The sequence below is a fragment of the Leclercia sp. W17 genome (genome assembly GCF_003336325.1).
In the GTDB taxonomy this organism is placed as follows: Bacteria; Pseudomonadota; Gammaproteobacteria; order Enterobacterales; family Enterobacteriaceae; genus Enterobacter.
In genome coordinates, this window is record NZ_CP031102.1 from 64157 (window position 1) to 89132 (window position 24976).

21 protein-coding genes are annotated in these 24976 nt (G+C 43.4%); 10 read left to right on the forward strand and 11 right to left on the reverse strand.

Features of this window, described 5'->3' with window-relative positions:
- The first annotated feature begins 175 nt into the window (after window positions 1-175).
- The 5 genes from DVA44_RS24165 to DVA44_RS24185 all read left to right on the forward strand — a co-directional run bounded on the left by DVA44_RS24165 (window position 176) and on the right by DVA44_RS24185 (window position 5655).
- Window positions 176-940, forward strand: a complete 765-nt coding sequence (locus tag DVA44_RS24165) for a hypothetical protein (protein ID WP_000277498.1) — start codon at window positions 176-178, stop codon at window positions 938-940.
- A gap of 80 nt (window positions 941-1020) precedes the next feature.
- Entirely contained in the window at window positions 1021-1782 is a 762-nt protein-coding gene (locus tag DVA44_RS24170; protein ID WP_001167418.1) for a methyltransferase, read from the forward strand.
- Window positions 1783-1875: 93 nt separating this feature from the next.
- Window positions 1876-2139: a hypothetical protein gene (locus DVA44_RS24175; RefSeq protein WP_000149862.1), complete on the forward strand. Its 264-nt coding sequence runs from the start codon at window positions 1876-1878 to the stop codon at window positions 2137-2139.
- Between the two features lie 43 nt (window positions 2140-2182).
- On the forward strand, window positions 2183-2770 hold the full coding sequence (locus tag DVA44_RS24180) for a hypothetical protein (protein ID WP_000491820.1): 588 nt from the start codon (window positions 2183-2185) through the stop codon (window positions 2768-2770).
- Window positions 2771-3234: 464 nt separating this feature from the next.
- The gene (locus DVA44_RS24185; protein ID WP_058688217.1) at window positions 3235-5655 is read left to right on the forward strand and encodes an Ig-like domain-containing protein; all 2421 of its coding nucleotides are present in this window, start codon (window positions 3235-3237) and stop codon (window positions 5653-5655) included.
- 2077 nt (window positions 5656-7732) lie between these two features.
- On the opposite strand, the gene repHI2 is transcribed toward DVA44_RS24185, so the two are convergent.
- Both repHI2 and DVA44_RS24200 read right to left on the reverse strand, forming a co-directional pair.
- On the reverse strand, window positions 7733-8821 hold the full coding sequence (gene repHI2 / locus DVA44_RS24195) for an IncHI-type plasmid replication initiator protein RepHI2 (protein WP_000159528.1): 1089 nt from the start codon (window positions 8819-8821) through the stop codon (window positions 7733-7735).
- A gap of 1107 nt (window positions 8822-9928) precedes the next feature.
- Window positions 9929-12385 (reverse strand): Ig-like domain-containing protein, encoded by a 2457-nt coding sequence (locus DVA44_RS24200; protein ID WP_001232713.1) that lies wholly within the window; start codon window positions 12383-12385, stop codon window positions 9929-9931.
- A 372-nt stretch (window positions 12386-12757) separates the two neighbouring features.
- Between DVA44_RS24200 and DVA44_RS24205 the strand changes: the two genes are divergently transcribed.
- On the forward strand, window positions 12758-13384 hold the full coding sequence (locus DVA44_RS24205; protein WP_000966518.1) for a hypothetical protein: 627 nt from the start codon (window positions 12758-12760) through the stop codon (window positions 13382-13384).
- A 57-nt stretch (window positions 13385-13441) separates the two neighbouring features.
- Here DVA44_RS24205 and DVA44_RS24210 read toward each other — a convergent pair whose 3' ends face one another.
- The 5 genes from DVA44_RS24210 to DVA44_RS24225 form a co-directional block, all read right to left on the reverse strand.
- Window positions 13442-13723 carry a hypothetical protein gene (locus tag DVA44_RS24210; RefSeq protein ID WP_000535423.1) on the reverse strand — a complete coding sequence of 94 codons (282 nt, stop codon included), beginning with the start codon at window positions 13721-13723 and terminating at the stop codon, window positions 13442-13444.
- Complete coding sequence (locus tag DVA44_RS24215) at window positions 13710-14153, reverse strand: hypothetical protein (RefSeq protein WP_001805248.1); 444 nt, start codon at window positions 14151-14153, stop codon at window positions 13710-13712. The genes DVA44_RS24210 and DVA44_RS24215 overlap by 14 nt, the downstream gene beginning before the upstream one ends.
- A gap of 60 nt (window positions 14154-14213) precedes the next feature.
- Window positions 14214-14390: a hypothetical protein gene (locus DVA44_RS25760; RefSeq protein ID WP_000070862.1), complete on the reverse strand. Its 177-nt coding sequence runs from the start codon at window positions 14388-14390 to the stop codon at window positions 14214-14216.
- Complete coding sequence (locus DVA44_RS24220; RefSeq protein ID WP_000096325.1) at window positions 14387-16078, reverse strand: DUF4942 domain-containing protein; 1692 nt, start codon at window positions 16076-16078, stop codon at window positions 14387-14389. The genes DVA44_RS25760 and DVA44_RS24220 overlap by 4 nt, the downstream gene beginning before the upstream one ends.
- 247 nt (window positions 16079-16325) lie before the next feature.
- Window positions 16326-17489: a hypothetical protein gene (locus tag DVA44_RS24225; protein WP_000114860.1), complete on the reverse strand. Its 1164-nt coding sequence runs from the start codon at window positions 17487-17489 to the stop codon at window positions 16326-16328.
- Between the two features lie 369 nt (window positions 17490-17858).
- Here DVA44_RS24225 and DVA44_RS24230 point away from each other — a divergent pair, with 369 nt between their 5' ends.
- Window positions 17859-18671 carry a Dam family site-specific DNA-(adenine-N6)-methyltransferase gene (locus tag DVA44_RS24230; RefSeq protein WP_001121574.1) on the forward strand — a complete coding sequence of 271 codons (813 nt, stop codon included), beginning with the start codon at window positions 17859-17861 and terminating at the stop codon, window positions 18669-18671.
- A gap of 8 nt (window positions 18672-18679) precedes the next feature.
- Here the strand turns inward: DVA44_RS24230 and DVA44_RS24235 are convergent, their stop codons facing one another.
- The 4 genes from DVA44_RS24235 to DVA44_RS24250 all read right to left on the reverse strand — a co-directional run bounded on the left by DVA44_RS24235 (window position 18680) and on the right by DVA44_RS24250 (window position 21754).
- Window positions 18680-19534: a hypothetical protein gene (locus tag DVA44_RS24235; protein ID WP_000970401.1), complete on the reverse strand. Its 855-nt coding sequence runs from the start codon at window positions 19532-19534 to the stop codon at window positions 18680-18682.
- A 234-nt stretch (window positions 19535-19768) separates the two neighbouring features.
- Complete coding sequence (locus DVA44_RS24240) at window positions 19769-20485, reverse strand: zinc finger-like domain-containing protein (protein ID WP_000838219.1); 717 nt, start codon at window positions 20483-20485, stop codon at window positions 19769-19771.
- Entirely contained in the window at window positions 20482-20682 is a 201-nt protein-coding gene (locus tag DVA44_RS24245; RefSeq protein WP_000594930.1) for a hypothetical protein, read from the reverse strand. Before DVA44_RS24245 ends, DVA44_RS24240 begins: the two co-directional genes overlap by 4 nt.
- 19 nt (window positions 20683-20701) lie before the next feature.
- A complete protein-coding gene (locus tag DVA44_RS24250; protein WP_001065778.1) occupies window positions 20702-21754 on the reverse strand; it encodes a hypothetical protein in 1053 nt (350 codons plus the stop codon).
- Window positions 21755-22230: 476 nt separating this feature from the next.
- Here DVA44_RS24250 and DVA44_RS24255 point away from each other — a divergent pair, with 476 nt between their 5' ends.
- From DVA44_RS24255 to DVA44_RS24270, 3 genes are all read left to right on the forward strand, one after another.
- Complete coding sequence (locus DVA44_RS24255; protein ID WP_000594611.1) at window positions 22231-23106, forward strand: RepB family plasmid replication initiator protein; 876 nt, start codon at window positions 22231-22233, stop codon at window positions 23104-23106.
- Between the two features lie 1148 nt (window positions 23107-24254).
- Window positions 24255-24608: a hypothetical protein gene (locus tag DVA44_RS24265; protein WP_000423602.1), complete on the forward strand. Its 354-nt coding sequence runs from the start codon at window positions 24255-24257 to the stop codon at window positions 24606-24608.
- Window positions 24609-24625: 17 nt separating this feature from the next.
- Window positions 24626-24976, forward strand: a complete 351-nt coding sequence (locus tag DVA44_RS24270; protein ID WP_001447770.1) for a type IV conjugative transfer system protein TraL — start codon at window positions 24626-24628, stop codon at window positions 24974-24976.

Sequence of the window (24976 nt, forward strand, 5' to 3'; positions counted from 1 at the left end):
TCCGTCTAAAATAAAAAACCAAAAAGTTAAATTTGAAGCCGTCCTTCCTAAATTCATTTCTTGCGCATATTAGCACCCTGCTTTAAGTAAATAATTTTTGAAAAAGTTGTCTGGAGGTTATTAGCTCGTGCATCTGGATTGGTAATATAAAGCCAACACAGAAAAGGAAAACAAAATGTATAAATTAGTATCTCCTCGTGAACTGACTGAGATTATTACCGGTTTACTGCTTAAACCTGAACTCCTTGGTGAGCTGGACTCACCAGAAAAGCATCGGATGTTTATGGCAGATTTAGGCCGCGTGGTGGCCGAACATTGTGGAGGTCTGGTAAACAGCGTCGTCTTGCCAGGAACAGAAGTTACAGTGTCGGATGGGTTACCGCTTAATGGCCAGCCGGTACGTTATCTCGGAATCAAAGAGAACATCCCTCACCTCCTTGTAGAGCCTGATGCTTCCTTACCTTCGCTCGCTAAAAACGTCTGGATGTATGCAGATCCTGAAGGCTGGAAAGAACATTTTGGAGCTGAGGAAGACTGCCTTACTCCTGAAATGATGCAGCTGTTCCGTAAAGGTATCCAGGCTCTTCAGAAAGAGCATGACACCCCTGAAATTAGCCTCACACTTCAGGACTGGCGCCTGGAGGAGGAAACACTGCCAGAAGAGGACAGTCAGGCCTATCAGGTCAGCGTTACCGGCCAACATAACATCCACTGTGAAGTTGTTAACAAGGAAGGTAACCCCTGTTTTGGTGTCATGTTCGAAATCGATCAGGGTGTGCCTGCCTTACACATCAACACCGGCGGGGATATGTTGCTCCACATTCATTGCGCCCATAACGGACTCGTTCTGACCCCTGATGCAAGCGGTCAGCGATTTGATAAGGCTCCCGTTGACCGCTTCTCTTATAACAGCCCATCCCTGCTGTTGTCTGCCGACTAACCAAGGCCAAATCTGAATTGTCCCGTTTAAGTAACCAACCCGCTGCCGCCAGGCGGGTAAATCCTCTTAATGGAGTTTTAATGCAAATCTCAACTGAAGTTCTGAACGTCTTATCTCGCTGCCGTGCTGAAGGGAACTTTCTTTTCCTGGCCGACCAGCTCGACCGCAGCATTTATGTTAAGACAAACAAAGTGCTCGAAGCCGCCGGTGGCAAATGGAACCGAAAAGAGCAGGCACATATTTTTACGGCGGATGCAGCTGAGCGTATCGAGCAAATCATTCTGACAGGTTCGGTTGACATCCCACGAGATCTGTTCAATTTCTTCCCTACACCTGAGAATTTAGTCACAGATATGGTTCTACGCGCTGAACCAGCTGCCGGGGAGCGTGTACTGGAGCCAGAGTTTGGTGATGGCCGCATTCTGAAAGCCTTAAAACTGGCGGCTCCGGATGCATTGATTACCGGGATCGAATTGAACGATGAGCGATTCCTTGCAGTGAAGAACGATAGTGTCCTTAGCACAGGAGTCGAGCTGGTGCATACCGACTTTCTTGGGTACCAGCCCGATGAAACTTTTGATGTTATCGTTATGAATCCACCATTCCTTAAACGCTCTGACGTTAAACAAGTCATGCATGCCATCGCAATGCTCGCTAAGCGAGGTCGCTTACAGGCCATTCTGTCAGCTGGGGTATTGTTCCGGGAAGACACACTGACAAAAGCGCTCAGGGAGCGAGTCAAACAACTTGGCGGACAAATTTCGCCTCTTCCGGATGATACATTTAGGGAGTCCGGAACAAAGGTCAAAACAGCCCGCCTTGAAATTGATCTTCGCCGCTAACTGACAAGCAACCGGAAAGAAATCTTAATACGAGTAGCCGGTTAAAGTTACCTGACCGGCTTAACTGACTAAATCAATAAAGAGTGAACAGAAATGACGCATACTGCCGTTTCTCAGGCTAATAGTGCTTTGCAGCTACCCACGGTGGAGCATGTCTACGCTCTTCTGAAAGCAAATTGTAAACCTGACCGCTTTGACGGGCGTGACGGACCCGTGTGGGGCCAGGAATACTCGTGGAATCTGGCAAAAGATCGCTTACAGGATCTGGAGAAATACGGTAAGGCATATGTCTCCCGTCATGAAGACCGTATGGGGGAAGGATTTAGTTTTGGTCCTGACCTGTTAATTATTCGCTAACGCTCCTAATGCCTGATGATATGGTAAGCACAACTGGAAAAATATGTTTTCAAAGCCTATGACCACTTTCACACCAGAACGTATTGAACAAATTTTGGAATTTGCCGAGGGTAGTAACCCAAGCGAAGCAATGAGTCTCAGAGCTGACGAAGTTGCTGTACTGGCACGTATTGGAAAGGCAGTTATGTCGATTGCGCCTGTTTATCAGTGCGAGTTTTGCCACCATGACGCAACCGGGCAACTTCAGTGGCACTGGGAAGATGTGAACAAAGCTTTTTATGATAAATACGATCCAGACAGACGCGGAAGACGTCGAATCCTCTATACCGCCCCGCCGATGCCTTTAGTTTCGGCTGACCTGCTTAACATGGCTTCATCTGCTATTGAAGACTTGCTCACTAACAAAGACAGAAGTGGTGCGGGAATGTGGAATGACATTCCAGAACAGCTACGACGCGCAGCAGAACTGGTAATGGATAATAGCCGGGCCGCTGAAACAGAAGCGATGCTGATGCGTCTTTATGTAGAATGTGACACAGGTGAGCGCAGGGGCAACGGCACTCAATCTGGCGTAGCAATGCCTTCTTGGCAAACCGTTGAAGAGGCACGTGTGTTGCTAGGGGTGAAATGATGCAGTTCTCGCCAGGGCAGTTTGTAATTCACAACAAGAAGCGCCTTGCGGAACGAAGGTAGACGTACTGACTGAGGTTCACTCCCCTCTCGACTGGTGGCGTAATGCCGCCAGGTTTTGATTCATATATGCCGTCCGTTAACGCATTTATATCTGACATACCTAATTTATCCTGATTCTTTTTTACACAAAGTAAAAGCATCACTTAATGCGATATGTGGATGCCGATAGTTTCAGGCTAATGTTATAAGTTTTGCAATCGTTGCCAGTTTGGACACCACAGAAATGTCAGATGTAATTCCAAAAAGAAAGATTTCCGTCCTGAACGCACAATAAGGTTTGTCGAAAGGCAAATTATAGATTTGTAATTTCGAGCACCATATGGAGAAGTTTTTTATACTTTTACGAACATAGTGACCTTTAGGAAAAGCTTAAAATAACACCAAACCTAAAGGGGAATAAGAATGAAACATCTCGCTTTTATTACTGCTGTAGCCGGACTCGGTATGTCTGTTCAGGCCCCAGCTCAGATATATGAATCGGCCTTTAAAGACACGAACGGTATTGAGATCCACGCCCCGTCTTCTCGTCTTATGCTTAATCCGGCATCACCGGTAACTTTGACACTTATTTCAGGTCTTGATCGTTTCGTTAATGTCAAAGTCACGAAAGACACTGGAACTGTCATTCTTAATACTACGACTACACGGACGGGTGTATCAGACCGACTAACAGCTGCTGACGGTAGTGAGTTCTACGGCAAAAAAGTAACTTTGCCTGCTTTGGGTGAAGGCAAATTTGTCGTTCAGATAAACGTGTTAGATCTCAATCAGAAGCCTGTAGCGACCTATAACTATAACTGGCTAATTGATGTCATCCCTCCAGCGGCAAATGCTCTTACCGCTAATACTGGTTCTGGCTCTACCGCTGGTGACGTGTGGAAGCTTGGATTAGAGGCAACGGGGCAGTATGACTTCACCTCTTCGGGCGTAAGTGATGCAAATGGTATTGATAAGGGCCTAATATATATTTACAGGCAGGACGGTAGCCTCTACAGCACTACACAGATGCAGTATGACGTATCCGGCCAAAAGATGTACCACACTTACTCTAAGAATTCAGTTAAGGGAACCGGAATACCAGACAGCAACCTGGATGAAGACTTTACTGCAAAAGTTGTTATCTTCGATAACGCAGGTAATAGCCGAACGCTGCCAACTCAAAAATTTCGCTACGACAACACGCTGGGTGAGATGACACTGTGGGCCGTTCATGATCCAAATACGTCTTCCAGCGTCGTACCCGGGGTTTCTAATTATCCGGCTTACAAAGCCGGTATGGTCGTTAACGAAAACCCTATTCGATTAGTCTACCGGATCCCAAAATCTAACTACCGTGCTTATTCAGAAGGTGGGCTTCAGTTCATCAATCAATATTCCGCCCCCAAAGAGATAGCTGTAGACAGCACTTATGCTTATGTTGAAATGACTCTTCCCTATGGCTCAATTAATGGGGATATGGCTCGTATGGCGAACTTTGGCCAGTGGGGAGGGTATTATCCGTCATACAGCCTCGTTCTAAACCCATCTGCAAACCAAACGCCTGCATTTGCGGGTACCTGGGTAGATTTCCTCGATGATAAGGGGAACTGGGTTAAGTGGAAGGATTTTGAGAGTGTGGCTTCATCACGACTGCCAATTAAAATTTCCCGACTTCGTTTTAACGTTGAAGCCCGGCCCTTTGCACAAGAGATCGGCGGTAAGGCGACCTGCACCATTCCGGCAGGAAAAACCTCGTGTGAAGCGCCTGAGACGTTTGATATGGCCTTGGGTACCCAGGGCTACAATAGGATCCTTTACTTCGTTCGCAGCATCAGCAATCCCATTTTGCGGTCTGAGCAATGGATTATGACACGCTGGAACAATAAACAACTGCCGGTAATAAACTCGATATCATATGACGAGACTAACAAGCAGCTGGATGTACTGGCGTCACTTGAAGGCGATGGTAACTGGTTCGACTCGGTCTCATTGAGGGAATTTTATCTTTCCGATAAGAACACCGGTACCCGGATGTCACCCACAGGCGTAATCAAATCTCGTATCTCAGGTAACTACACGATTGCTTATGATTTATCCCGTCAGTCTGAAGGAAAATACAACGTTGAGGTCAACATCAGGGACTTCTTCCAGAACCAGACCAATAAAACTTTCGGAGAAATTGCTCTGGATAACACTCCTCCGACAGTGGCCATAACATTCGACGGAAAGCCGGTAAAAGACGATACGGTAGTGTACGGCCTGGAGAACCTCAGGATCGCTCTGGCAGATAATCTGACAACCCCGAGGATAACCCGTCTTCAGCTCGTAGGTGGCCCCACAGCTGATAACGTTGAGCTTACGTGGTCACCGGCAGGCAAAGATACATACATGCCTGAGTATCCGAGGCTGTTCCCAAATTTCGAACCATCTGAAAATTATTCAATTAGCGTAACAGTTGCCGATAGTCAGTCGAATACCAAAACCTATACTCAGAAGTTCAGTTATCTACCGAATAACCTTGTGCAGTTACATAATCTACGCACATTATCGGTCAGTTCGCCTCTCAAAACGACAGATGGCGTACCCCTTGCGTACCTGTCCACTAACGTTCTGCGTAAGACAAATGGAGAAATTGCTAAAGGGGTCCAGAACGCAACGCTGACTGTGCGGAAGGATGCAGCCTTCGGTATTAAATTTAACGGGGCACAGGCGGCTCCAGGTGAGTCAGTTGAGGTGCAAATAGATATGGGCCAGGGGGATAATCTTCTGTTACCCGTTTATCCTTCCGAAAATGGGAAAGTTGGCACCTCAGAATTCATGATTCAGATCGACGAGTTGAAGTAACTACCCGGAGCCGACAGTAAAACTGACGGCTTCAATTTTACTGCCCTCCTTGACTCCGATCAGCCAGTACGTCTTCAGAGATTCGCAAGGAAGAACCGAAAGAAAAGTTACTTTAATCGTACGTTTCCAGCGATGCTTTTAAAAGACAATGCACACTCGTTGATTACGACAATGGGAGTGAGTGTCGAAACCCTTGAGTAAGGATACCCGGTAAATATACAGCCCCGGGGATCCTCTTCCTTCAACCGGGGATGACAACGGTAGTGAGTCCGGCAACTCACTCCCGTTGTCACTTCTCTGACATATCGTCATACGAGCTTACTCAAGTGCATCCACAAAGATGGGATCGTTTTGAATCTAAACTGGTACTGGTTAGCCAGTCACTTGCATCTATTCCCCCGTCGATACTTAAGTGACAATTGTAGTGATCTGCAATACTGGTGTCTCAGAAACACTGACGACGGTAGAGACTCAATACCCTAACCCCTGACAACAGGAGTGAGCTTAGAGGTGTTACGCTGCTGTCACTTAATGCTTGGGAATTGCCTGACTCACAACCATTGTCATCCGGAGCTACTGATTAACGTTGAACCGCTGGACTTTAATGACAGTGGTAGTGATGGATAGGCTCATTTCCATTGTCGTCATTTTATCGGACAAGCCTCTTCGTCCTACAGGTTTAAGCTGACAATGGTAGTGATTGGATGATCTCACTACTGTTGTCACTCAGTTCTTTGAGCGGACCCTTCCCTCGGTTGGTCGGCATTAACAACGGTAGTGACTCGATTGGCTCACTGCCATTGTCATCGTGTAAATGACGTACCTTATCAGCTCAGCTGAAAGCAATGACAACGGAAGTGACTCTAATTGCTCACTGCCATTGTCGTCGTGTCTATTGAGAGCCTTATCAGTGCACCTGAAAAGCAATGACAACGGTAGTGATTCTAATGGCTCACTACCGTTGTCACCGTGTGTATTGAGAGGATGGTCCACTTAACTGGACGTCTATGACAATGGTAGTGACTTTAATAGCTCACTACCATTGTCGGCGTGTGAATTGAGAGGATGATCAGCTCAGCTGTACGGCCATGACAATAGTAATGACTTAATGAGCTCACTACCGTTGTCACCCTGTTAATTAAGAGGCTCATCTGCTCTTCTGGAAGGCTATGACAACGGAAGTGACTTGCTGGGCTCAGTGCCATTGTCGCCGTATGAATTGAGAGGATCATCCGCTCTTCTGGATGGCAATGACAACGGTAATGACTTAATAGGCTCACTACCGTTGTCATCCTGTAAGTTAAGAGGTTGATCTGCTCAACGGGACGACTATGACAACGGTAGTGACTTGCTGGGCTCACTACCATTGTCACCCTGTGAATTGAGAGGTAGATCCGCTTAACCAGACGTCCATGACAACGGTAGTGACTTTCTGGGCTCAATACCGTTGTCACCCTGTGATTTAAGAGGTTGACCCGCTCTACTGGACGGCCATGACAACGGTAGTCACTTTCTGGGCTCACTACCGTTGTCGCCACATAGAATGAGAGGAGCATCAGCTCAGCTGAACGGCAATGACTACAGTAATGAGCTGGATGAAGCATAACCATTGACATCTGGCCCAACCGGAAGCCGTATTCGCCAATCCAATCGAGATTCACAATGGCCGTGACTCGCCGCATTAAGTTCCGGTGTCCTCCCAAAGCTGAACGCACACTCGGAGGACAATGACAATGCCAGTAAGGTACACATCATTACCATTGTCACTATAGCTACCAGAGAAGCCGGGATTTGAATGTCGATGGTAGTGAGTGGGTCAACTCACTGCCATTGTCACCCCGTTACGATATTTTCCGTTGGATGTACTGGCCAATGAAGTAAAGCGTAGAAACCGGGTGTTAACAGGTGACTCAGGAGAAAGCGTTGAATTCGCAATCTCGATCTACATAGGGTGGTAGAGAACAATGACAACGGTAATGACTTTTGACTCATTACCGTTGACGTGAAAGAGCGGGCTGGGACTAACGAAAATCGAAGAAGTAATTTAGCACCCGGAGCCTGAACCGCCGGGTTAACTTTAGCTGGCGTTGCTGTTCTTTTTCTGGCTTCGAAGACTACGAATATAGCGCAGTTCTTCAGCGGTTAAATCATGGACGGTAAGAACATCATCGCCGTCTATCGGGTCAGCTGGTGGGCATAACTCACCTTCTAAAACAGAAGACCCTGAGTTCTCTTCTTCATCTTCAACCACTTCTAAAGGAGGCTGAGTATTGTTCAAATTCAGATCGGGATCCCGCTTATGAATCTGGAAGTATACTTTTCCGTCTTTCTTAATTTCGGTGTACTGGAGGTATCCTATCGATGCCAACTCTTCAAGAGCCTTTCTCACGGTAGCATTCTGACTATTTGCTCGTGTTTTGAGGTTCAGACGATTTTTCAGCCGAGTAAGGGATATCGGTATAGGATTTGGCGGTAATGACTCTATGAACGTATAGAGAGCCTGGGCGCTTTCCTTCTTGGCCAACTCCTTAATTGCCTTCAGCTGCATCAAAACCTTATGATCGTATTGATAGAGCTCGAAAATCTTAGGATCAACCTGAAGGACAACCTGATCTGATTCCGGGTCTAACAGGGCAGACTGTACCAGATGCGTTGTATAGACTTTGGACGAGTTATTACTGGTGAACGACAAGGTAACGGATGCTAACCTGCGTAAGGAGGCGTCTATACGTTTTCTGGACGCTGTAGATGAGCGATAATTTTCAGGCGTACATAGCTTGAGGAATTCAGTGAATTTTAAGCTTATCGTGTCATTGTTAATCGGATGATTGGCATAGGTTCGAATGATGCCCATCCACGTCTTAAAATCTACTGACATATCAAGACGCTCACCGACAATTGAAATATTGGTGAACCCCTCGCTCTCCATTAAAGAGAGCGTCTGTAACTCTTTCGTTGCGTCAAAGCCAACCGTTTTATATTCCCGATTTTGACGCCCCACACTCTTTGGTGATGGGACGAACAGCCCGAGCCGCATCAAAGCAATAGACTGCACCGTACGGTTGCTGTTAGGACGCAAAATGATGTCTTTACCTGATTCTTTCTCTCTAACAGAGAAAGCCCTGGTGACCAGGTCCTGCTGCTCAGTATCTTTCTCTTTAGTCATAATAAGTTATCACTGAATGTGTAAACAGATTGGTGAATAGTAAGCCCCAGCGAACTCTATGTCACTGGATGGATCATTGTGATGATCCATATCTGTGCATAAGTTCTACCTAAAAAAACGACTCCACTCATTAAAACTTGGCAAAAACTCTTTGCATACAATGACCTGCAACTCTTATCAACAACGGATCAGATCAAGTTAAAAAGATCTAATGAAAAGTCACTACTATTGTCGCTCTGATCACTACTGATGTCAAAAAACTCATTACCAACGTTATAATAATCACTACCAATGTCAAAATAATCACTACTGTTGTCACTGATCACGTCTCAGGCCTTGTGCCGTCTGGCCTGGAGGCAGCGGGGATCTCTTTTGATCTATCAGGAACACTAAGGTACTAATTATTGGAACTACCTTGTGGAAAATGGGGATAAATAAATGCTTAGTTCTTATACAGGTCTCAACTTGCCTCCCTGATAAAAACTGTCGTCAAAGCTAAATCACAGCCACAGGCATTTTCGGTGGATAAATTTTTGAGAAATAGAAGCATACATGCAGACTCGTGTCGCAAGTAATTGAAAGTAATAATTTATTTAAATAATGCGAGTCACCTTACCTTACAGTGGAAGTTTAAGTCTAACCTCACTACCATTGTCACTTAAAATCATTACCAACGTCGAAATAGTCTCTACCATTGTCTTTTAAGTCACTCCCGTTGTCACTTATGTCGCTACTGTTGTCAGTGACAATGCTCCAGCCCAGTAACCATGCGGCCTACAGCGTACCGGGATCTTCTTTGTACTCTCTGGCACCTTTGGGATCATTTATTGGATCTACATGAGGGATAAAATCTTTTGACGATTTCGTAGTGCAGTTATACCAGCGACTTAGCAAGACAAAAGCTGCAATTTAGTGACGAGTTACTAGTCTGCCCAACAAGAGCAATGCAGAGAAGATATGTGGTGAAATGACCATGGTAGTGAGTCTAATCACTACCATGGTCCGCAGTAAGCGTTACTTACGCAATGAACGTCGGACTGATTTGCAACAACATGGGCTACGGCGCATCAGAAGACGGCCGTTGTGCTTCAGCAAAACAGCCCTGCTTTATTTTAATTCTTCAATGTTAATCATGAACTCAGATCTGCCTGTAAGGCCGGATACAGCAGGGAAAATAGGAAAGCTACGGCTGTCCCCGAGCCCCAAATCCAGTTGAAGCTCTTTGCTTTCACCTGGCATCGCAGAAACACCATTTACAGTCACGCCGAATGCAGCGTCCTTACGGACAGTAAGCACTGCGTCCTGAAGCCCTGTAGCGATTGAACCATCCTTTTTACGCAGCTGGCTGGCATACAGAACAGCCAGAGGAGTATTGTCAGATGTTTTGAGAGAAGCATTGACAGCTAAGGTTTTCAGATTCTCTAGCCTGACGAGATTGTTTGGAAGGTAGTTAAATTCGACTGAGCTTTCTTTAACGTTGTTCATCTCATCTTTGGCCTGAACTGTGAGAGTGTATGTTTCGCCTTCATTAAGAGACGGAAAGATCTTGGGATAATTAGGTGCATACAGGTTGTTTCCCAGATTCACCCAAGACAATTCCACCGCATCAGAAACAGGGCCACCGCGAAGAGTCATACGGCTTAAGGATGGTTTAGTTAGAGCATCGGTGAGCTGTATACGGACGTTCTCCAGCCCATATACTGTTACGTTTTTGCTGATCGGTTTTCCTTCGTAGCTAATACTTACAGATGGTGCTGTATTATCAACGACAACAGTTTGATAAGGGAGGTTACCGGTATTGTTGAATGTATCTTGGGCATTAATTACCACGTTATAACTGCCTTCTGGTACCTCTTTCATGTTGAACTCATACGTGTAGTTCCCAGACGCCATATTTCTACCTGTTTGTTTGCCGGTTACGCTTATTTCTGCGTTGTTACGGTTTTTATCTGACAACCAAACTCGATTTACATAAACATGGTCGAAATATGAACCATCTCCAGGTTGATTCACGTAAACCTGGAGAATGTTGGTGGTTTCAATGTAATCAAATCCAGTGACGGAGGGACCCAGTGTATGCCAGGCTATATTCTCCCATATAGGGGCAAAGAAGGTTGCTTCGGTGGTTGACCTTACTTCATAGCCACTATGAAGATAGCCGGTAGTGCCATTTATAATATCCTGGGGCAAAGAGACGGTACAGGTTGTTGAGCCAGCTGGAATACTGCATGTTGCTCCGCCAGTGATTTTTTGATCATATGGCCTAGCCTGTACATTGAACCGGATATTAGTAAGTTTTATAGGCATATCAGATGCCTTGAACAGGTTCCAGTTTACGCTGTTGAACCATGTTCCATCAGCCTTTTGTCGTTCTATGGGTGAACTTCCCCAAGCCGGACTCTTTACAGAGGCAGGATCCCAGTTGAGCCAGCTGGCATACTGACCAAGATCTCCTCCAGACCATTGATATGTATTCACAGGTCTATAGTAGTTTCCATCTAAGGCACCCTGTGGCAGCTTAACTTCCACGTAGACATAGGTGGCATCTTCGGAAAGGACCTGTACTCCGCCATAGTTATTGGTAATGCTCATGCCACCATTTCGATATGGCTTCCAGTTAGTTCTTGGGATACGTATAACCAACTTGTAGGGGTTTTCCAGCACTGTAAGGCCTCGTTTAAACGGGACGTATCCCGAAGAAATGCCGGGTACAACACTGGTGCTTACACGTGAGTCATGAACTGCAAATGGCGTAAATTCTCCCATTTGATCGTCATATAAAAACCGCTGGGGAGGAATGTTAAGCGTATTTCCTGCCAGGTCCGTAACGATGAAATTGAAGGTGAATTCTTCATCAAGATCACTTGAGGGCATGCCAGCCTGGGTGTTCATATCTTTAATCCACGGATAGAACGCACGTTTATTGGCTGTGTCATAACTCAGGTTATTGTCGGAGACCACAGAACCATTACTTCGTTTAATGACAAGACGGATCTTGGCAATTCCACTAGCATCCTCAATACCGTCTGCAAATATAGAAAACTGGCCACTACCGCCTCGGCCCAACTCCCAAAGTGGCCCAGAAAGTACCATGTCGTAACCTGCGTTTTGACTCGGATAAATACTCTTATAGCGTGGAGGAGTTGTATCAACGATGAAATGATAAGTAGATGTGCTCACTACAGTCTGGCGAATATCCAGAGTTTCATTGACTACAGTAAAGGTCCCTTCTCCGAGCGCCGGTAGAACCATATCCTTTCCATAGTATTCTGTTCCATCGGCAGCAACGATACGATCTGCAACGCTCGTTTTGGTCGAGACGGAGGAATACATAACCTTTTTATCGCTGTCTCGTGTGACCGTCACTCGCTCGTACCGATCAAGACCCGATATCAAGTTCAGAGTCAAAACACCAGCGGGATTAAGATATGTTTGTGTTGCAGGCTTAATATTCCGAACAGCCTTATTGGTATCTGTAAATGAGTAGCTAAATACCTGAGCATGTGCCGAAGATACAGTAGCAAGGGCAGTTGCAACCATGCAGCCAATTAGAGTTTTACGCATATGATGCTCCGGGAATAGGTTATAGCCTTATTCTACGGATTCAGCCTACAAGGTCCGGTCGGATAAAGTGATAATTTGCCTGTTAAAAGAGACATCAAGTGAGAAAGCAACCAACGTACAGAATGCAAAATGGCGGCAGTGCATCTGGATGACGCAAAAGTAACTTTTTGTACCCACTTTTTTGGATTTTAGCCTTCAAAATGAGTATTCAACCAATCATAAAAGTAACTTTTGATAGACGCTGCTCCTTTATGTTTGCCAATTGTGCTGATATGTTTTTAAATTCAAGGAAGCGAGATTTTAAAAGCATCTGTTGAGTCAAATTTATGTAAAATAACAGGGTAACCATCACTTCTAGGTTGAGGAAACCCAATGTTATACATGCTCTTATGCTGTTTTCTGATGCTCAACAGTACATTCGTTATGTTCAGAGCAATGTCTGCAATAAGTAAAGGATCCGCTAAAGAAAACCGGTCTGAAATATCGCTGATAGTCCTAGCAACACTTGGAATTGCATCACCATTCATTGTCGCAATGATTACTATTAATGAAAGTATGACATCTAAAACAGTAACAGATTTTTCTTTGGGTGCTCAGTGGTCCGGAATGGTTTCAGCGGTAGCGCTAATGGGGTTATATGCTCGACGCGTTTGGAAAGAGAAGAAGTCCTTATTTACTGGCGCTTTCCTGGCCTCTTCCTTAATGGCCTTTATTTTTACTGACAGCCTTGTTTTCGTATCCCAGAAGGACACCGGCGTTCTGGCTACTTTCGTACTCGATAAAAACGCTGGAGATATTGATTGTAGTCGCCCGGCTATGATTGTCCATTACAGTAAAGGTGTTCCAACGGACTGGCGTTGCCCAACCAGTATCATGTTGATGGCGTATTCTTCATATCCTTTTTTACCTTGGCCTGAGTATAGCCATGGTACCAGCCAGTCTCTTACGGTTGTTATTGATACATTTATGGAAAACGCTGTTAATCTCAGTCAAAAATAATAAATAAACCTCTCTAGTGAGAGGTTTTATAAACCTGAGCCACCAATCTAATTAACTCTATATTTTTGTTTTAGCTTTTTTAAAGGTAGACTTACCGAATAAAACAGCAATTATAGAGCAAAGGCCTGGCGTTAGGACAAAAGCTAATAATGCACTGCCAAAACTTGTCATTTCAGGCACCACGAACCAGCTGATAGGCCACGTCAGGGCAGGTAAATTTAGCGGATCATAAAGCGCATGTAGAGCGCTTAACACACAGTAAAGTGCTAAAAAGCAAACTAGATAAACAACGATCCACATTTTAATTTGCTCAGCAATTTCAAATTTAGGACTGCCCATGCTTTACCTCAGTGGCTGAATATTGATGGTTAATATCTTTAATCACCCGTAAGCACTTAGTGCATACCTTAGTTCGATTTGTCTGCTTGTCCAGAGTGTATTTAACTTCAAGTTGACCTCCAGCATTAAGCAAAGTGAGCATCTCATCTTCTAACACGCTTCGGTAAATGGTCTTGTCCGAGAGTGTGCCCGGTAACGAGTACTCAACATAATTGTTTGAAACTCTTACCGATTTAGGGATTTTACCACTGAGCTGGATTTCATTCGTTGAAGGCATTACAGTTACTTTAATCACAGTTGCCGGTGACCAGAAATCCTGATAACGCACTTTATGAATTTTATCAGCTCTAAGGCCTAACCACACATTTCCGGCGATAAGAACAATAAGCAATCCATAAACTGATCGTCGAATGTTACGCCTTTTAATCACAATGTCCCCCATCCCTCAAATATCATTCTAAATAACTGCACCAGGATATCATGAGCGTAATTAAAAGAATTCTTCATAACCGGGGTTTTCAGTTGAGTTTGCGGACTCTTTACTTTGCGGTTTCTCGCCCTCTATTTGAGTATCCCTGACAGGTTTGGATTTACCCATGCTCCTCTGAAAGGTATCCATAACAAACTCAATATCTTCTTCTGGCAGGCTGGTGGGTTGGTTGCTCATAGGACTTCCTCTTGTTGAATACGTTCGGCGTACAGGATGCGAACCGAAACGGTCGTGTTTTCAAACTCGTTCTCAAAAACGTCCATCCATTCCGTCCGGAATTCTTCCCCCAGAAGGTTATCGAGCCCCTGAAGAGATAATGGAAGAACGGCTGCTAGAGATCCCCCGGCTGCGAGATGAGATGCAGCTGCCTGGAGATGCAGCCTGGCCCGGTTATCGGCAAAAGGTGGGTTCATCACGACATAATCAAACTTCTTCTGTTGATTAGACTTAGACCATGTGAGGAAGTCAGCTTCTGTCGTATCGTATCCCTTAGCCCGGGAGATAAGGCAATTCAAAGTATCAAGCTCGATGCCAGTAACGATCACACCGGCAGGGAATGATTTAAGCAAATCCGCATGGCCAATATTAGGCTCCAGGAGGGTATCCCCTTCCCCTGCACCGAGCAGGGAATATACATATTCGCTGATTCGGCAAGATGAAGGGTAAAACTGATGCGATACAATATCAGGCATCTCCCCTATCTGGCCGATGTAACGAATAACCTCACACGGATCATAGGAAAATGTCACATCGTATTTTGTTACTGTTGCCCCTAAGAACCGAAGGGTGTCAGCGGCAACACTCGAAGATTTGCGTTCGGCGAGAGACCCTAAAGATGTCCAGCAACTCCATTTATTGTCCCCGTCATTTTTAAACATTAGTTCAGAAAGCTGCATCCGGGTATCAAAGTCGATGCACTGCTTAAGTACAGGGAATGCCTCCAAAGATTTCTTGCTATGAGCCATGCGGTCGGCAGGTAATGCCAGCGGTACGATAGCTGATAAAATATTGTTAAGCCGCTCGGCGATATCAGGGTGGACGTCAATATGCATTGATCCATTTTTGTAAACCCTGAAACGAATACTGTTGCCATCGATGCAGATCCATTTTCTGAACCCCTCATGTTCGACCAACGCCTCAACCAATGATTTGGTGTTATGGATCGCCTTCACCTGTTCGCCACGGAAGAATGCGCATATAACGCGGAGCTCGCTCAGTGGTGAAATGCCAGACTCTTTAAAATCCACCCTTAATTTCTGCCAGGGGTATTTAGACGGCTCGCAAACTCCGGTAGTGATCATGCGGGTGGAGAACCCAAAAGCTTTGTTTGTCTTATGACTGCGGCTCAGAGACTGGAAGACGTCGTAAACCCTTTCTTTAATAAATTGATTGCGGTCATTAAGCAAAGCAACGACTGTGCCTACTACAGCGTCAGCTGTGAAATCAGGGATCACCTGAGGCGGCATAATATAGCGGTCGGCCGTAAACTGCTTATCCCATTCGTTACGTTTGGCATCCGACATGATAGGCAAAACATCAGTGAGTGCCATAACGCGTTTCCAGTATTCAGATCTCAGAGCGTTTTCCGCGAACAAGGCATCCGCTTCAGAGATACTGTGGTTGTAGCCTGAGAGATAAGAATAAAGTTTCTGGTGATTGTGGGTTTTGAACTGGACAGCCATGTGTTTCAACAAGCAGAGTTCATCATTATAGGACTCAACAAGATCCGCGATAATGCCGAGCTCTTTGCGCATATCTGGAAGAAATGTTTCAGAAGAGCTAACCACCAGGCTATGAGAGGTTGTTAAAGCCAGTACGCTGTGACCTGCATTATCGGGTTTAGCTTCAGAATCAAGAGATGACATTTTACCGGTCCTTTAGAAAAAACTTTTACCAGGATAGCAACGTCGCTCTGTAACCTAATAGGTTCAGTGACACGAAAAAGTTTTTTATGTCTCTGAATAAAACTTAAAGATGTCAACTCATAGAAAGAAGCAAAAAAAAAGCCCCGCATAAACGGGGCAAGAACGATACATGGAGGTTTAAAAAAGGCGGGCAAAAAGCCTGAATCCTTAATGACTCTGACAAAACCAACACTTTGCCAAAAGTAAATTATTCTGCGTCCGGCTGTGGGTCAGTATCCTGATCGGTCTCTTCCCCTGCCTTCTTAGCATTTTTTTTACGTGGGTATTTTGGCTTCTCACCATTAAGTTTTGCCTGACGATTCTCCGCACGGCGAAGCTGCTTGTTCTCTGATTCTGTGATCTCTTTTGAAAGATTTCTCAGCATCTCCAGAGTACTGCGGTTCAACGTAATGTTGATTTCTTCGTCAGCACTTGAATCTGTCATCTCCGGCAATTCAATATCCCCCAGTTTCTGTAATAAGCTGGTGGTGATGAGTTTGACGCCTTCTACGGCTTTTGTGGCAATAACCGGCGGAATCCGTGCTGGCTTGAAGTCTGAAGGTCTGACTCGTACCTGACCATGTTGGGTTTTTTTCACCGTGATGCCATTCGCATCGGCCTGCTCAAGTTCCGCGATCATCTTCTTGATACGTGAAATTGCTTCTGTTTCACCGAGCTCATCGATCAGTGAAAGCACGTTAACATACGAAATAGCGTCAGCATGAATCCATTTCTTGATAACAACAGAACAGGTTGTCAGGCGGATAAGAGAACTGATGGTCGTCGGGCTTTTATTTTCACGTTGAGCAATTCGTTCGAGTGACCAGCCAGCAAGAGAATGTAGGCGACGATAGGACTCGCCAAGCGCAACAGGAGAAAGCGCAAGACCACGGTTACCATCAATGGTCGCGAGCTCACAGCCAATTTCATCTTCTTTAATCTCAACGCAAAGGATTGTGATGTCATGATCTTCATCACATGCCATCATTGCGGCTTTTAAACGGCAGTGCCCCTGGCGAACAAAAGGTACCCCATCAATGACACGTACTCGGATAGGGTCTACATAGTCACCTCGAATGTAGGCATTCTTGATGTTGTAGATGTGTTCTTCAACCTCAGGGAGCTTATAGTAATCGTCACCCATTCCCATTTCGCGGGAGTTGAAGCCTGGCGTGACCTGAATTACTGAAGGGTGGATAGCCCATGCTTTCTGGTCACTTACTTCAGTACAAAGTTCAGGGTTTGCATCACGGAACTGTTTAAGCCCAGTGACGTAACGACCTGTGCCAGTAACTACTGAAAAGGCAACATGGGCCGTTTTAAAGACCTTGTCATTAGCTTGCTGTGTAGGTTCTGTCAGTAAAACACTCATAGGGGCTCCGTTACATTTTTCTGCTTACTTTCTGCGTAGCGGGGATACTACCGAAAAAAAAATCCATAATTTTTCGCAAAAAAGGTACTTTTTGAGCCTATTCTGATTTTTCACAAAAAAAGAGGGCTCCCCATTTCTTGTGATGGCATCAAAATCGCTTCATAAACAAAGACATAAATCCAAAACATAAAGTTCAGGTATCAGTGAGGAAAAATCTTATAAATCCGCAATGCTGAAAGTCAAAACTGTGCGTCTTAAACAACTTTTTTTTGCTCCCTAAGTTATTAGTTAAAGCCCGTGGTTAGGTACGATACCAGCACCTAAATTTCTCTCTCAGGTATAGACACTTTGACTCGACATCTCAGACACATGCCGATAATCAAATGGGCTGGTGGAAAAACGAAACTGATGCCTTTCATCAGCCATCACTACCCACACGATCATAGTTGCCGGTGGGTAGAACCCTTTATAGGCGGTGGTGCCGTTTTTCTGAACATGTTTGCACAAAATGCATTGCTTGCAGATAGCAATCCAGACTTGATCAACCTATACAGGACTATTCAAAGACAGAAAACTAACTTTATAAATCAGGTCCAAAACCTAGCGGATAAAACCTTTGTCGAAAAGGACTACTATGAGATGAGGGACCGTTTCAACAAAACCTGTATTTCTGGTCAACCGCTTCAAAGAGCGGCTTTGTTTTACTCCCTGAATCGCCTGGGCTATAACGGTATGTGCCGCTATAACTCAGAAAGAATCTATTCAGTGCCCTGGGGGAAACATACAGAACTGAAGCTTGACTTCAATAAAATAGACTACCTTTCATTTCGTCTTTCAGGTATTGAACTGATCACCGCTGGTTTTGAGGAGACTCTGGCCGCAACCGGCGAAGGAGATCAGATTTATTGTGATCCGCCATATGACAAAACAAGCAAAACTAGTTTTGTCAGTTACGATGGTAAACCGTTCAGCCAAAGCGACCACGTGCTGTTAGCAAATATGCTCGTTGACGCTCACAGAAAAGGCGCTGCTGTTGCGATATCAAATAGCCTGACACCATTCACTTTGGGCCTCTATGAAGAGCGTGGATTCGTCATACACAGACTCAGCGCTTACCGATCCGTAGGAAGTAAGCCAAATACACGGAAAACGGAAACAGAAATACTGGCCGTGCTGAAATAGAGTTAATTCTAATCAACGGGGCTAATCCATTCCTGAAAAGTTAATACCTCAGGGTGAGTTCGTTGAACATAAGGTATAAACTGAAGCTCTTCTATTCTCCGGTCGCCCCTCTTTCCTTCGCAAATAAATGAAATGAGTCCTTGCTGAGAAAGCCCAGTAAGGACGCTCATAAGTCTTATATTTAGAGTTTTAAGCTGTAAGTCGTTATTAATGTCCTCCACTTTATGAGAGCTCTGGCCTGAACGTTTAAGATACTCGTAAACCATGAAATTCGAATTTCGTCGTTTTAACAATTTTTCGGTTATGCATTCCTGAATGAAACCGCCAAGAGCATCTAAAAGCGGACTGAGAACTACCGGGAAAGTTAATGTGTAACTTTGAGAAGTTTTAGACAAAGTAAATGAATTTAGAAAGCTAAAGTTAAGTCTCTTTTTTGAATATGGAGCGTAAGCGACAAGAGTAGTTGACATAACAGTAAGTAAAGCTTCAAGATGTTCCACTGTTATTAATGTGGTTTTATCTGTATTTCTTAGATTATGGAAATCAATAAACGCTACTCTTGAACGGCTAAGCCAATCTTGTACTTTAATGTCGATAGAAAATTGCGATATATGATTTGAACATTCATTTTGGTTGATAGGGCATGCAGACGAAAGATGGTTATGGATTATCATGCATAGCACAAAAAAAGGAAATCGGCAGGCTGTGGGGCATTGAAAACCGGTTAAAGAAAGCTTAGACGTTTCATATGCGCTTACCGGAAAAGTAACTTTTCTTAACGTTGGCTTTGACGATGTTCTTGCATTTTTACAAATGAAACCGAGACCCAGATCATTGTGCATTTTAAAGTCCATCTCCATCATCACCTTTTAGCCTTAACTGTATGGTATTGGTATACAAAAAATTAAAAATTATAATTAATAAGATTATCATTTTTTTACTATTGAAAAGGTTGTGATAGAGGGGAATTTAAATGTAAAAGATTTATACTCGCAGATCTTTATGAGGGATAAAACCCATTGCGTAAGCAACAATATTACGTGAGTGAGTCCTAACGACAGTTTAAGTCTTGGCTCTATATTTAAGCAGTAAAACATTTAACTGTCTTGGAGTTTACTTAACTTAAAAACTGTTATTGCAGCATAATTTTTCGAATCAAAATCATAGAATTTTCTGACTTTTCCAGTCAAATGATAACGTTCACCCAATAAAATGTGATCCTGTTTATCGGCCGTTAAAGCGATCCCGTCATTTCTAACTTTACCAGTAAATGTAAAAAAATAACTCCCTTTACTTTTTGCGTACGCGGCCCTGACTTCAGTAAATGTTAGTTCAATGCTTATGACCTGGCCGATATTGTAGCTATGTTTTAAAATTTCTTGTTCATTTTCCGGAGTTTCAGACAACATCACATCAAAGGTTGTAAAGAAACAATCCAGCTGGCGTTCTGTCAAAAAACGGTTATTGTCTAGTTGCGCCAATATACTATTAGAAAACTTAGTGTTAGCCTTTTTTGCTTTCTCAATAAGTACGTGGTTTCTGGATTTCCATGCTTCGAGTGTTGGGTTAACACGCAGTTCCGGAATGTTATCGAGAAAGGTAATTGGCTCTAGTACCACTAATTTTTCAATAATGGGTCCAACTGTTTGCACCCCATGACACTTTTCACATACATCAGCCCCTTTGTGGCCTGTGCCCGCACATTCGTTACATTCTCTTTCGATAGGTGCATAATAATTTCCATCTCCGTTAAGGGATACATTCACTGAGGCTGGTACCATATGACCATCAAGAGTAAAGAAAAGAGATTTCATTTTCGAAACACCTCCAAACGTGCCTCTACGATTGCTACAGCTTCTTTCACAGTTTTTTCATAGTGGTCATGCCCTTCAGGAAATTGGTCAAAACGTTTACCGTGTTCTAACTCTTCCATGTTGCGTTTAAGGACTTCATGAGTTAGAAGCAAATCATTATAATTATCGATAAGAGTCAGCTTTATAGGTTTAATCACTCAACTAATCCTCGGGTTTTTATTCCTTAAGGAGATCTCGAATTTCCAGAAGCTCTTCTAATTTTGGTTTAGAAAGAATGATTGCTGTATTTTCGTCGTTAAGTAAAGACAATAAAATATTTAGCTTTTCATCATTCAAGATTATTTGAACACCATCATCAGAAAATATTACATTTTTACTATCAACATTTTTGAACAAGTGTGCACTATCTCTACCAAATTTTAGTTCTGTTTGAGTATTCGTTATAGATTCCGTATGTGTACTTTCCACAAGCTCAAGAAATTCAGATTTTAGCCGTTCTGTTTTCTTATGCGAGAGGCGCTTAATACCCAAAGTCTTACGTGTGACTGCCGAATTTTTCTTTTCTGGTCCGCCTTTATTTAAGGTGTCTGGTCCTGCTCCAGCTGCATTGTGTTCAGGTATGCCTACAATTTTGCTCGTTGTAGTCTCAATATTCTTAACGCCAGGTAAGAAACCTTCTATATGTTTTAAAACCATTTTGTGATCGTTGGAATATTTTAACATTATTTCAATGGCGAGCGTTTTTTTGATTAGATTTAGGCTAATCAAACGTTGAAGCTCTAATGGCATATCAAGGATTTTTAGCATATTACGAATTGCGGTAGTTGATCGTTGATATCGCATTGCTAGTTCTTCAACCGAATACCCGAGACTAACAGCATGAGCTAATGCATGAGCTTGCCCAACCGGATTTAGCCCATTGCTTCTGTTACCATCGAGGTTCTCAAGGTATTCTTCAATTTCGTTTTTATAATCGATTAAGATAACAGATAATTTTGGAATATTAGCACCTTCAGAAATTGCTAATTTTAAGCCATGAAAACGAGTATGACCTTGACGAACTAAATATTTACCTTTTCTTTTTACGACCTTGATCATATCAACCTGCCTTCCTTCCTTAAAGGCTTGTTTGATTGACACAATCATCGATTTGACAGGTTCTTGTTCGTAACACAAATCTCCGATTACCGCCTCTCGGGGATTAAATCCCTTTTCAATTTCAACTAGATTAGTATCCACTTCAATGACTGTATGTTTGCTGTTGTTCATATCTTCCTCCTGTTTACTACATGATACATGAACCTCAAATTTGCCAAATAGGGCTGATACATCTAAAAGGTAAACTCAAAAAATTTGCTTAATAAAATTAAAATAAAAACTGTCTTGAATAAAACAATGATAGTAAACCCACTTTCATTTCCGTTTGCGATCTGTAGATATTGATAAAGGAGCGCTATTCCTTGTTTTATATGGACTTATCATTGTTTTCAACAGGTTAGATCAATTCTTTAGATCACTAAAGATCAATAGAGTTCAAGTAAAGATCACGGCATCTTTAACTCATTGATTATAGTAACTTTATGAAAGGATCCGGCATTCGGATGCATGCGAAAAGCATTTGAATGAATAAGGAAGGCATTTACTGGAATGCTTATGGCATTTAGGTAAATGCGTAAAAAGCATTTGCAAGAATATGTTATAAACAGTTTGCCAAATGAAAATCTTATCACCGACGAGTTAAGTTAATGATTAAAAACAACGAGTTAATCCATCCTTTTGACGTAACCAGTAATGAATCAGGTAAGACTTATCAACTGACGCCTAACTCGTCCAAGTCGGTTCAGCCCGTGGCCCTGCTGAGATTGAGTGTATTTACCCCTGTCGGCACAAAAGAAAACCGCGACCGAAACTTTGAAGTTGATGCCTCTGATGAGCTTTCGTGTATGGAAATTGCAAGATCGGAGGGTTATGACGACATCAAGATAACTGGTGTCAAACTATCTATGTCTACCGACTTTAAGTGCTGGCTCGGGATCATCATGGCTTTCAGTAAATATGGTTTTACTTCCGAGAAGATTAGCCTGACTTTTAACGAGTTTGCGAAGATGTGTGGTATCAGTTCAACAAACATCAACAAACGAACTCGTGCGCGCTTTAAAGAGTCATTAATGAACCTTGCATCGGTAGTGCTTGCCTTCTCAGACTCTCGTAGTGGTCGGTTCACAGTAACGCATCTGGTGCAGAAGGCTATGATTGATCCAAAAAGCGATACTGTTGAGCTGGTTGGGGATCCTTCTATGTGGGAACTGTATCGTTACGACCATAAGACATTGTTAAGCCTTCAGGTTCTATACATTTTGGCTAAAAAAGAAGCTGCGCAATCTCTCTATATTTATTTTGAAGCAATGCCAGCTGGTACGTTGTTCGTTAATATGAAACGGTTGAGGGAAAGGTTGCTTCTTACAACCCCTATTCGTACGCAAAACCAGATAATTCGTAAAGCAATGCGGGAACTTGAATCTATCGGATATCTCGATTATCAAGAAGTTAAGAAAGGTCGCGACATACAATTTCAGATCTTCAAAAGAAGCCCTAAGCTGGCCCTTGCCAAACAAGGTTGAAAGCTATCTGGTATGCACTGGTTATAACCTGCTGAAAAATAAGTTATTTATCAGTGCTATGCTTAGTGCTTCTTTTACTACTGGTCTTACATCTCGGCTTAATGTGCAAAAAAGTAACTTTTCAAACGAACTCCTGACTATTCATCTGTATGCCTTTCTGACTCAAGCGTACATGCTAGCCCATTCATTAAATGCCGTTGAGCAAGATGGTTTCGTGCGCACTCTATTCACGTGAATGCCTTTTGTGGATTACGCCTCTTACATTCATACAAATGCTTTTGATGTCGGTATCCCAAAAATTCATTCATTGAAATGCTTTTGTTTGCCACTGTATCCCGAGCATAGCTATGCAGTGGTATAAAAAGGCATTTTGGTGAATGGCATTAGGTCGAATGACACACAGTTCAGCTTTGTTAAGAGCGAGAATGGTCCAAGACATCTATGACATTGGGCATCAGAAGGACTATGTGCTTGATATGAGATCAAAAAAATATCAGAAGCATCACAACTCCAATGGCATTCAAAGAAATGCCTTTGTTTTGTTAGTACACCAAACAACCCAAAATTCATGCAGTTATATCAAAGACTCATTCGCAAAAGGACTCAGCCAGAAAGCATTTGCTTAAATAGCATTGGCCAAAAGCATTCGAATGAATGATGTTCGTATGGACAAGACAAAGTCCCACTCACGCCCAGAGGTGTAAAAGGCATTTAGATGAATGACGCACCGGCCCGAGGATTGTATGTAGTTTCTCCAACTGATAGTTGCCGAACCAGGGAGCACAGTGATATGCGGCCTTCTCAGAATCAAGAGATAGATAATAAGGGAACAAAAAAGATTAGATATGAAGCTTAGTTACCTGCCCGATATCTAGTTAGAGCTTTTCAAACCATCAAAAGTGACTTTTATGCTTGAGGAGTCTCATCAGCTTCAGGATTGAGCTTAACGTAATCTTACCCCCTCCCCTCTTTCAAACTTTTACTAAGCGTTCACTGGTACCTTTCAAAGATTATGCTTTAGGCCCTTTGCTTAAAAATTCACCAATCGCTAAACGTTAAAAAAAGGGGGTTTATGCGAACGGAAGGATCGGAATAAAAAAGTATTATTCATTCGCGTTTACGTGAACTCAAATCTACACGGAGTAATTATGGAACTTTCTTTAAATATTGGCCTTAGTGAAAAGAAATCTAACACGGCTGCACTTTTTAAAACAAAAAGCGCAAAAGTGATTTTGTTTGTTCTGCTGACCGTGCTTTTTTGCGGTCTGGCATATGCGGGTTCAGATGATGGGGCACTGGGAGATATTTGGTCATACATGAGTGAAAGTATGACTGGAGCTCCGGGCAAAATTCTGGCAGCCGCGATGTTGATCTCAAGCGTATATTTCTCTGTCCTTAAGCCTAACCCGGGCCTGGCACTGGTTTCATTATTCATGATGCTGGTAATGGCCAACGGCGAGAAAATTATCAGCACCTTTATGGATGCTGGCGTACCGCTGTAATTTATTGTTAATCATGCATGAGGGGGTTCATCCCCCTCTCTGGATTTTTAATGAGTAAGCAGAACGACGTTCCTCAGCATACCTATAGATTCCCTTTCAGGATCAACATGCCTCTACTGATTTTGTTTTGGGATGCCAAAAAATTAGGGCTTGCATTCATTCTGGTTGCATTTGGGAATATCTTCGAATGCTTCGGGTTTTCTGTTGTAGCAGCGGTTGTGTATTGGATTGCGTATAACAAAGCAGCTGAGTCAGGAATAAGAGGATTGCTAAAACACAAACTCTGGTGGCTCGGTTTTTTGCCAGGTAAAGCAGTTTTTAGTAGCCGTTATTTCAACGATCCATTTATCAGAGATTTGTATTCTTGA

Coding starts and splice junctions, on each gene's coding strand:
- DVA44_RS24265 (WP_000423602.1), top strand. CDS start 24,255: ATGGAACTTTCTTTAAATATTGGCCTTAGTGAAAAGAAATCTAACACG.
- DVA44_RS24225 (WP_000114860.1), bottom strand. CDS start 17,489: ATGAGTGTTTTACTGACAGAACCTACACAGCAAGCTAATGACAAGGTC.
- DVA44_RS24205 (WP_000966518.1), top strand. CDS start 12,758: ATGTTATACATGCTCTTATGCTGTTTTCTGATGCTCAACAGTACATTC.
- DVA44_RS24175 (WP_000149862.1), top strand. CDS start 1,876: ATGACGCATACTGCCGTTTCTCAGGCTAATAGTGCTTTGCAGCTACCC.
- DVA44_RS24165 (WP_000277498.1), top strand. CDS start 176: ATGTATAAATTAGTATCTCCTCGTGAACTGACTGAGATTATTACCGGT.
- DVA44_RS24200 (WP_001232713.1), bottom strand. CDS start 12,385: ATGCGTAAAACTCTAATTGGCTGCATGGTTGCAACTGCCCTTGCTACT.
- repHI2 (WP_000159528.1), bottom strand. CDS start 8,821: ATGACTAAAGAGAAAGATACTGAGCAGCAGGACCTGGTCACCAGGGCT.
- DVA44_RS24210 (WP_000535423.1), bottom strand. CDS start 13,723: ATGGGCAGTCCTAAATTTGAAATTGCTGAGCAAATTAAAATGTGGATC.
- DVA44_RS25760 (WP_000070862.1), bottom strand. CDS start 14,390: ATGAGCAACCAACCCACCAGCCTGCCAGAAGAAGATATTGAGTTTGTT.
- DVA44_RS24180 (WP_000491820.1), top strand. CDS start 2,183: ATGTTTTCAAAGCCTATGACCACTTTCACACCAGAACGTATTGAACAA.
- DVA44_RS24170 (WP_001167418.1), top strand. CDS start 1,021: ATGCAAATCTCAACTGAAGTTCTGAACGTCTTATCTCGCTGCCGTGCT.
- DVA44_RS24255 (WP_000594611.1), top strand. CDS start 22,231: ATGATTAAAAACAACGAGTTAATCCATCCTTTTGACGTAACCAGTAAT.
- DVA44_RS24220 (WP_000096325.1), bottom strand. CDS start 16,078: ATGTCATCTCTTGATTCTGAAGCTAAACCCGATAATGCAGGTCACAGC.
- DVA44_RS24185 (WP_058688217.1), top strand. CDS start 3,235: ATGAAACATCTCGCTTTTATTACTGCTGTAGCCGGACTCGGTATGTCT.
- DVA44_RS24235 (WP_000970401.1), bottom strand. CDS start 19,534: ATGATGGAGATGGACTTTAAAATGCACAATGATCTGGGTCTCGGTTTC.
- DVA44_RS24270 (WP_001447770.1), top strand. CDS start 24,626: ATGAGGGGGTTCATCCCCCTCTCTGGATTTTTAATGAGTAAGCAGAAC.
- DVA44_RS24250 (WP_001065778.1), bottom strand. CDS start 21,754: ATGAACAACAGCAAACATACAGTCATTGAAGTGGATACTAATCTAGTT.
- DVA44_RS24230 (WP_001121574.1), top strand. CDS start 17,859: ATGCCGATAATCAAATGGGCTGGTGGAAAAACGAAACTGATGCCTTTC.
- DVA44_RS24240 (WP_000838219.1), bottom strand. CDS start 20,485: ATGAAATCTCTTTTCTTTACTCTTGATGGTCATATGGTACCAGCCTCA.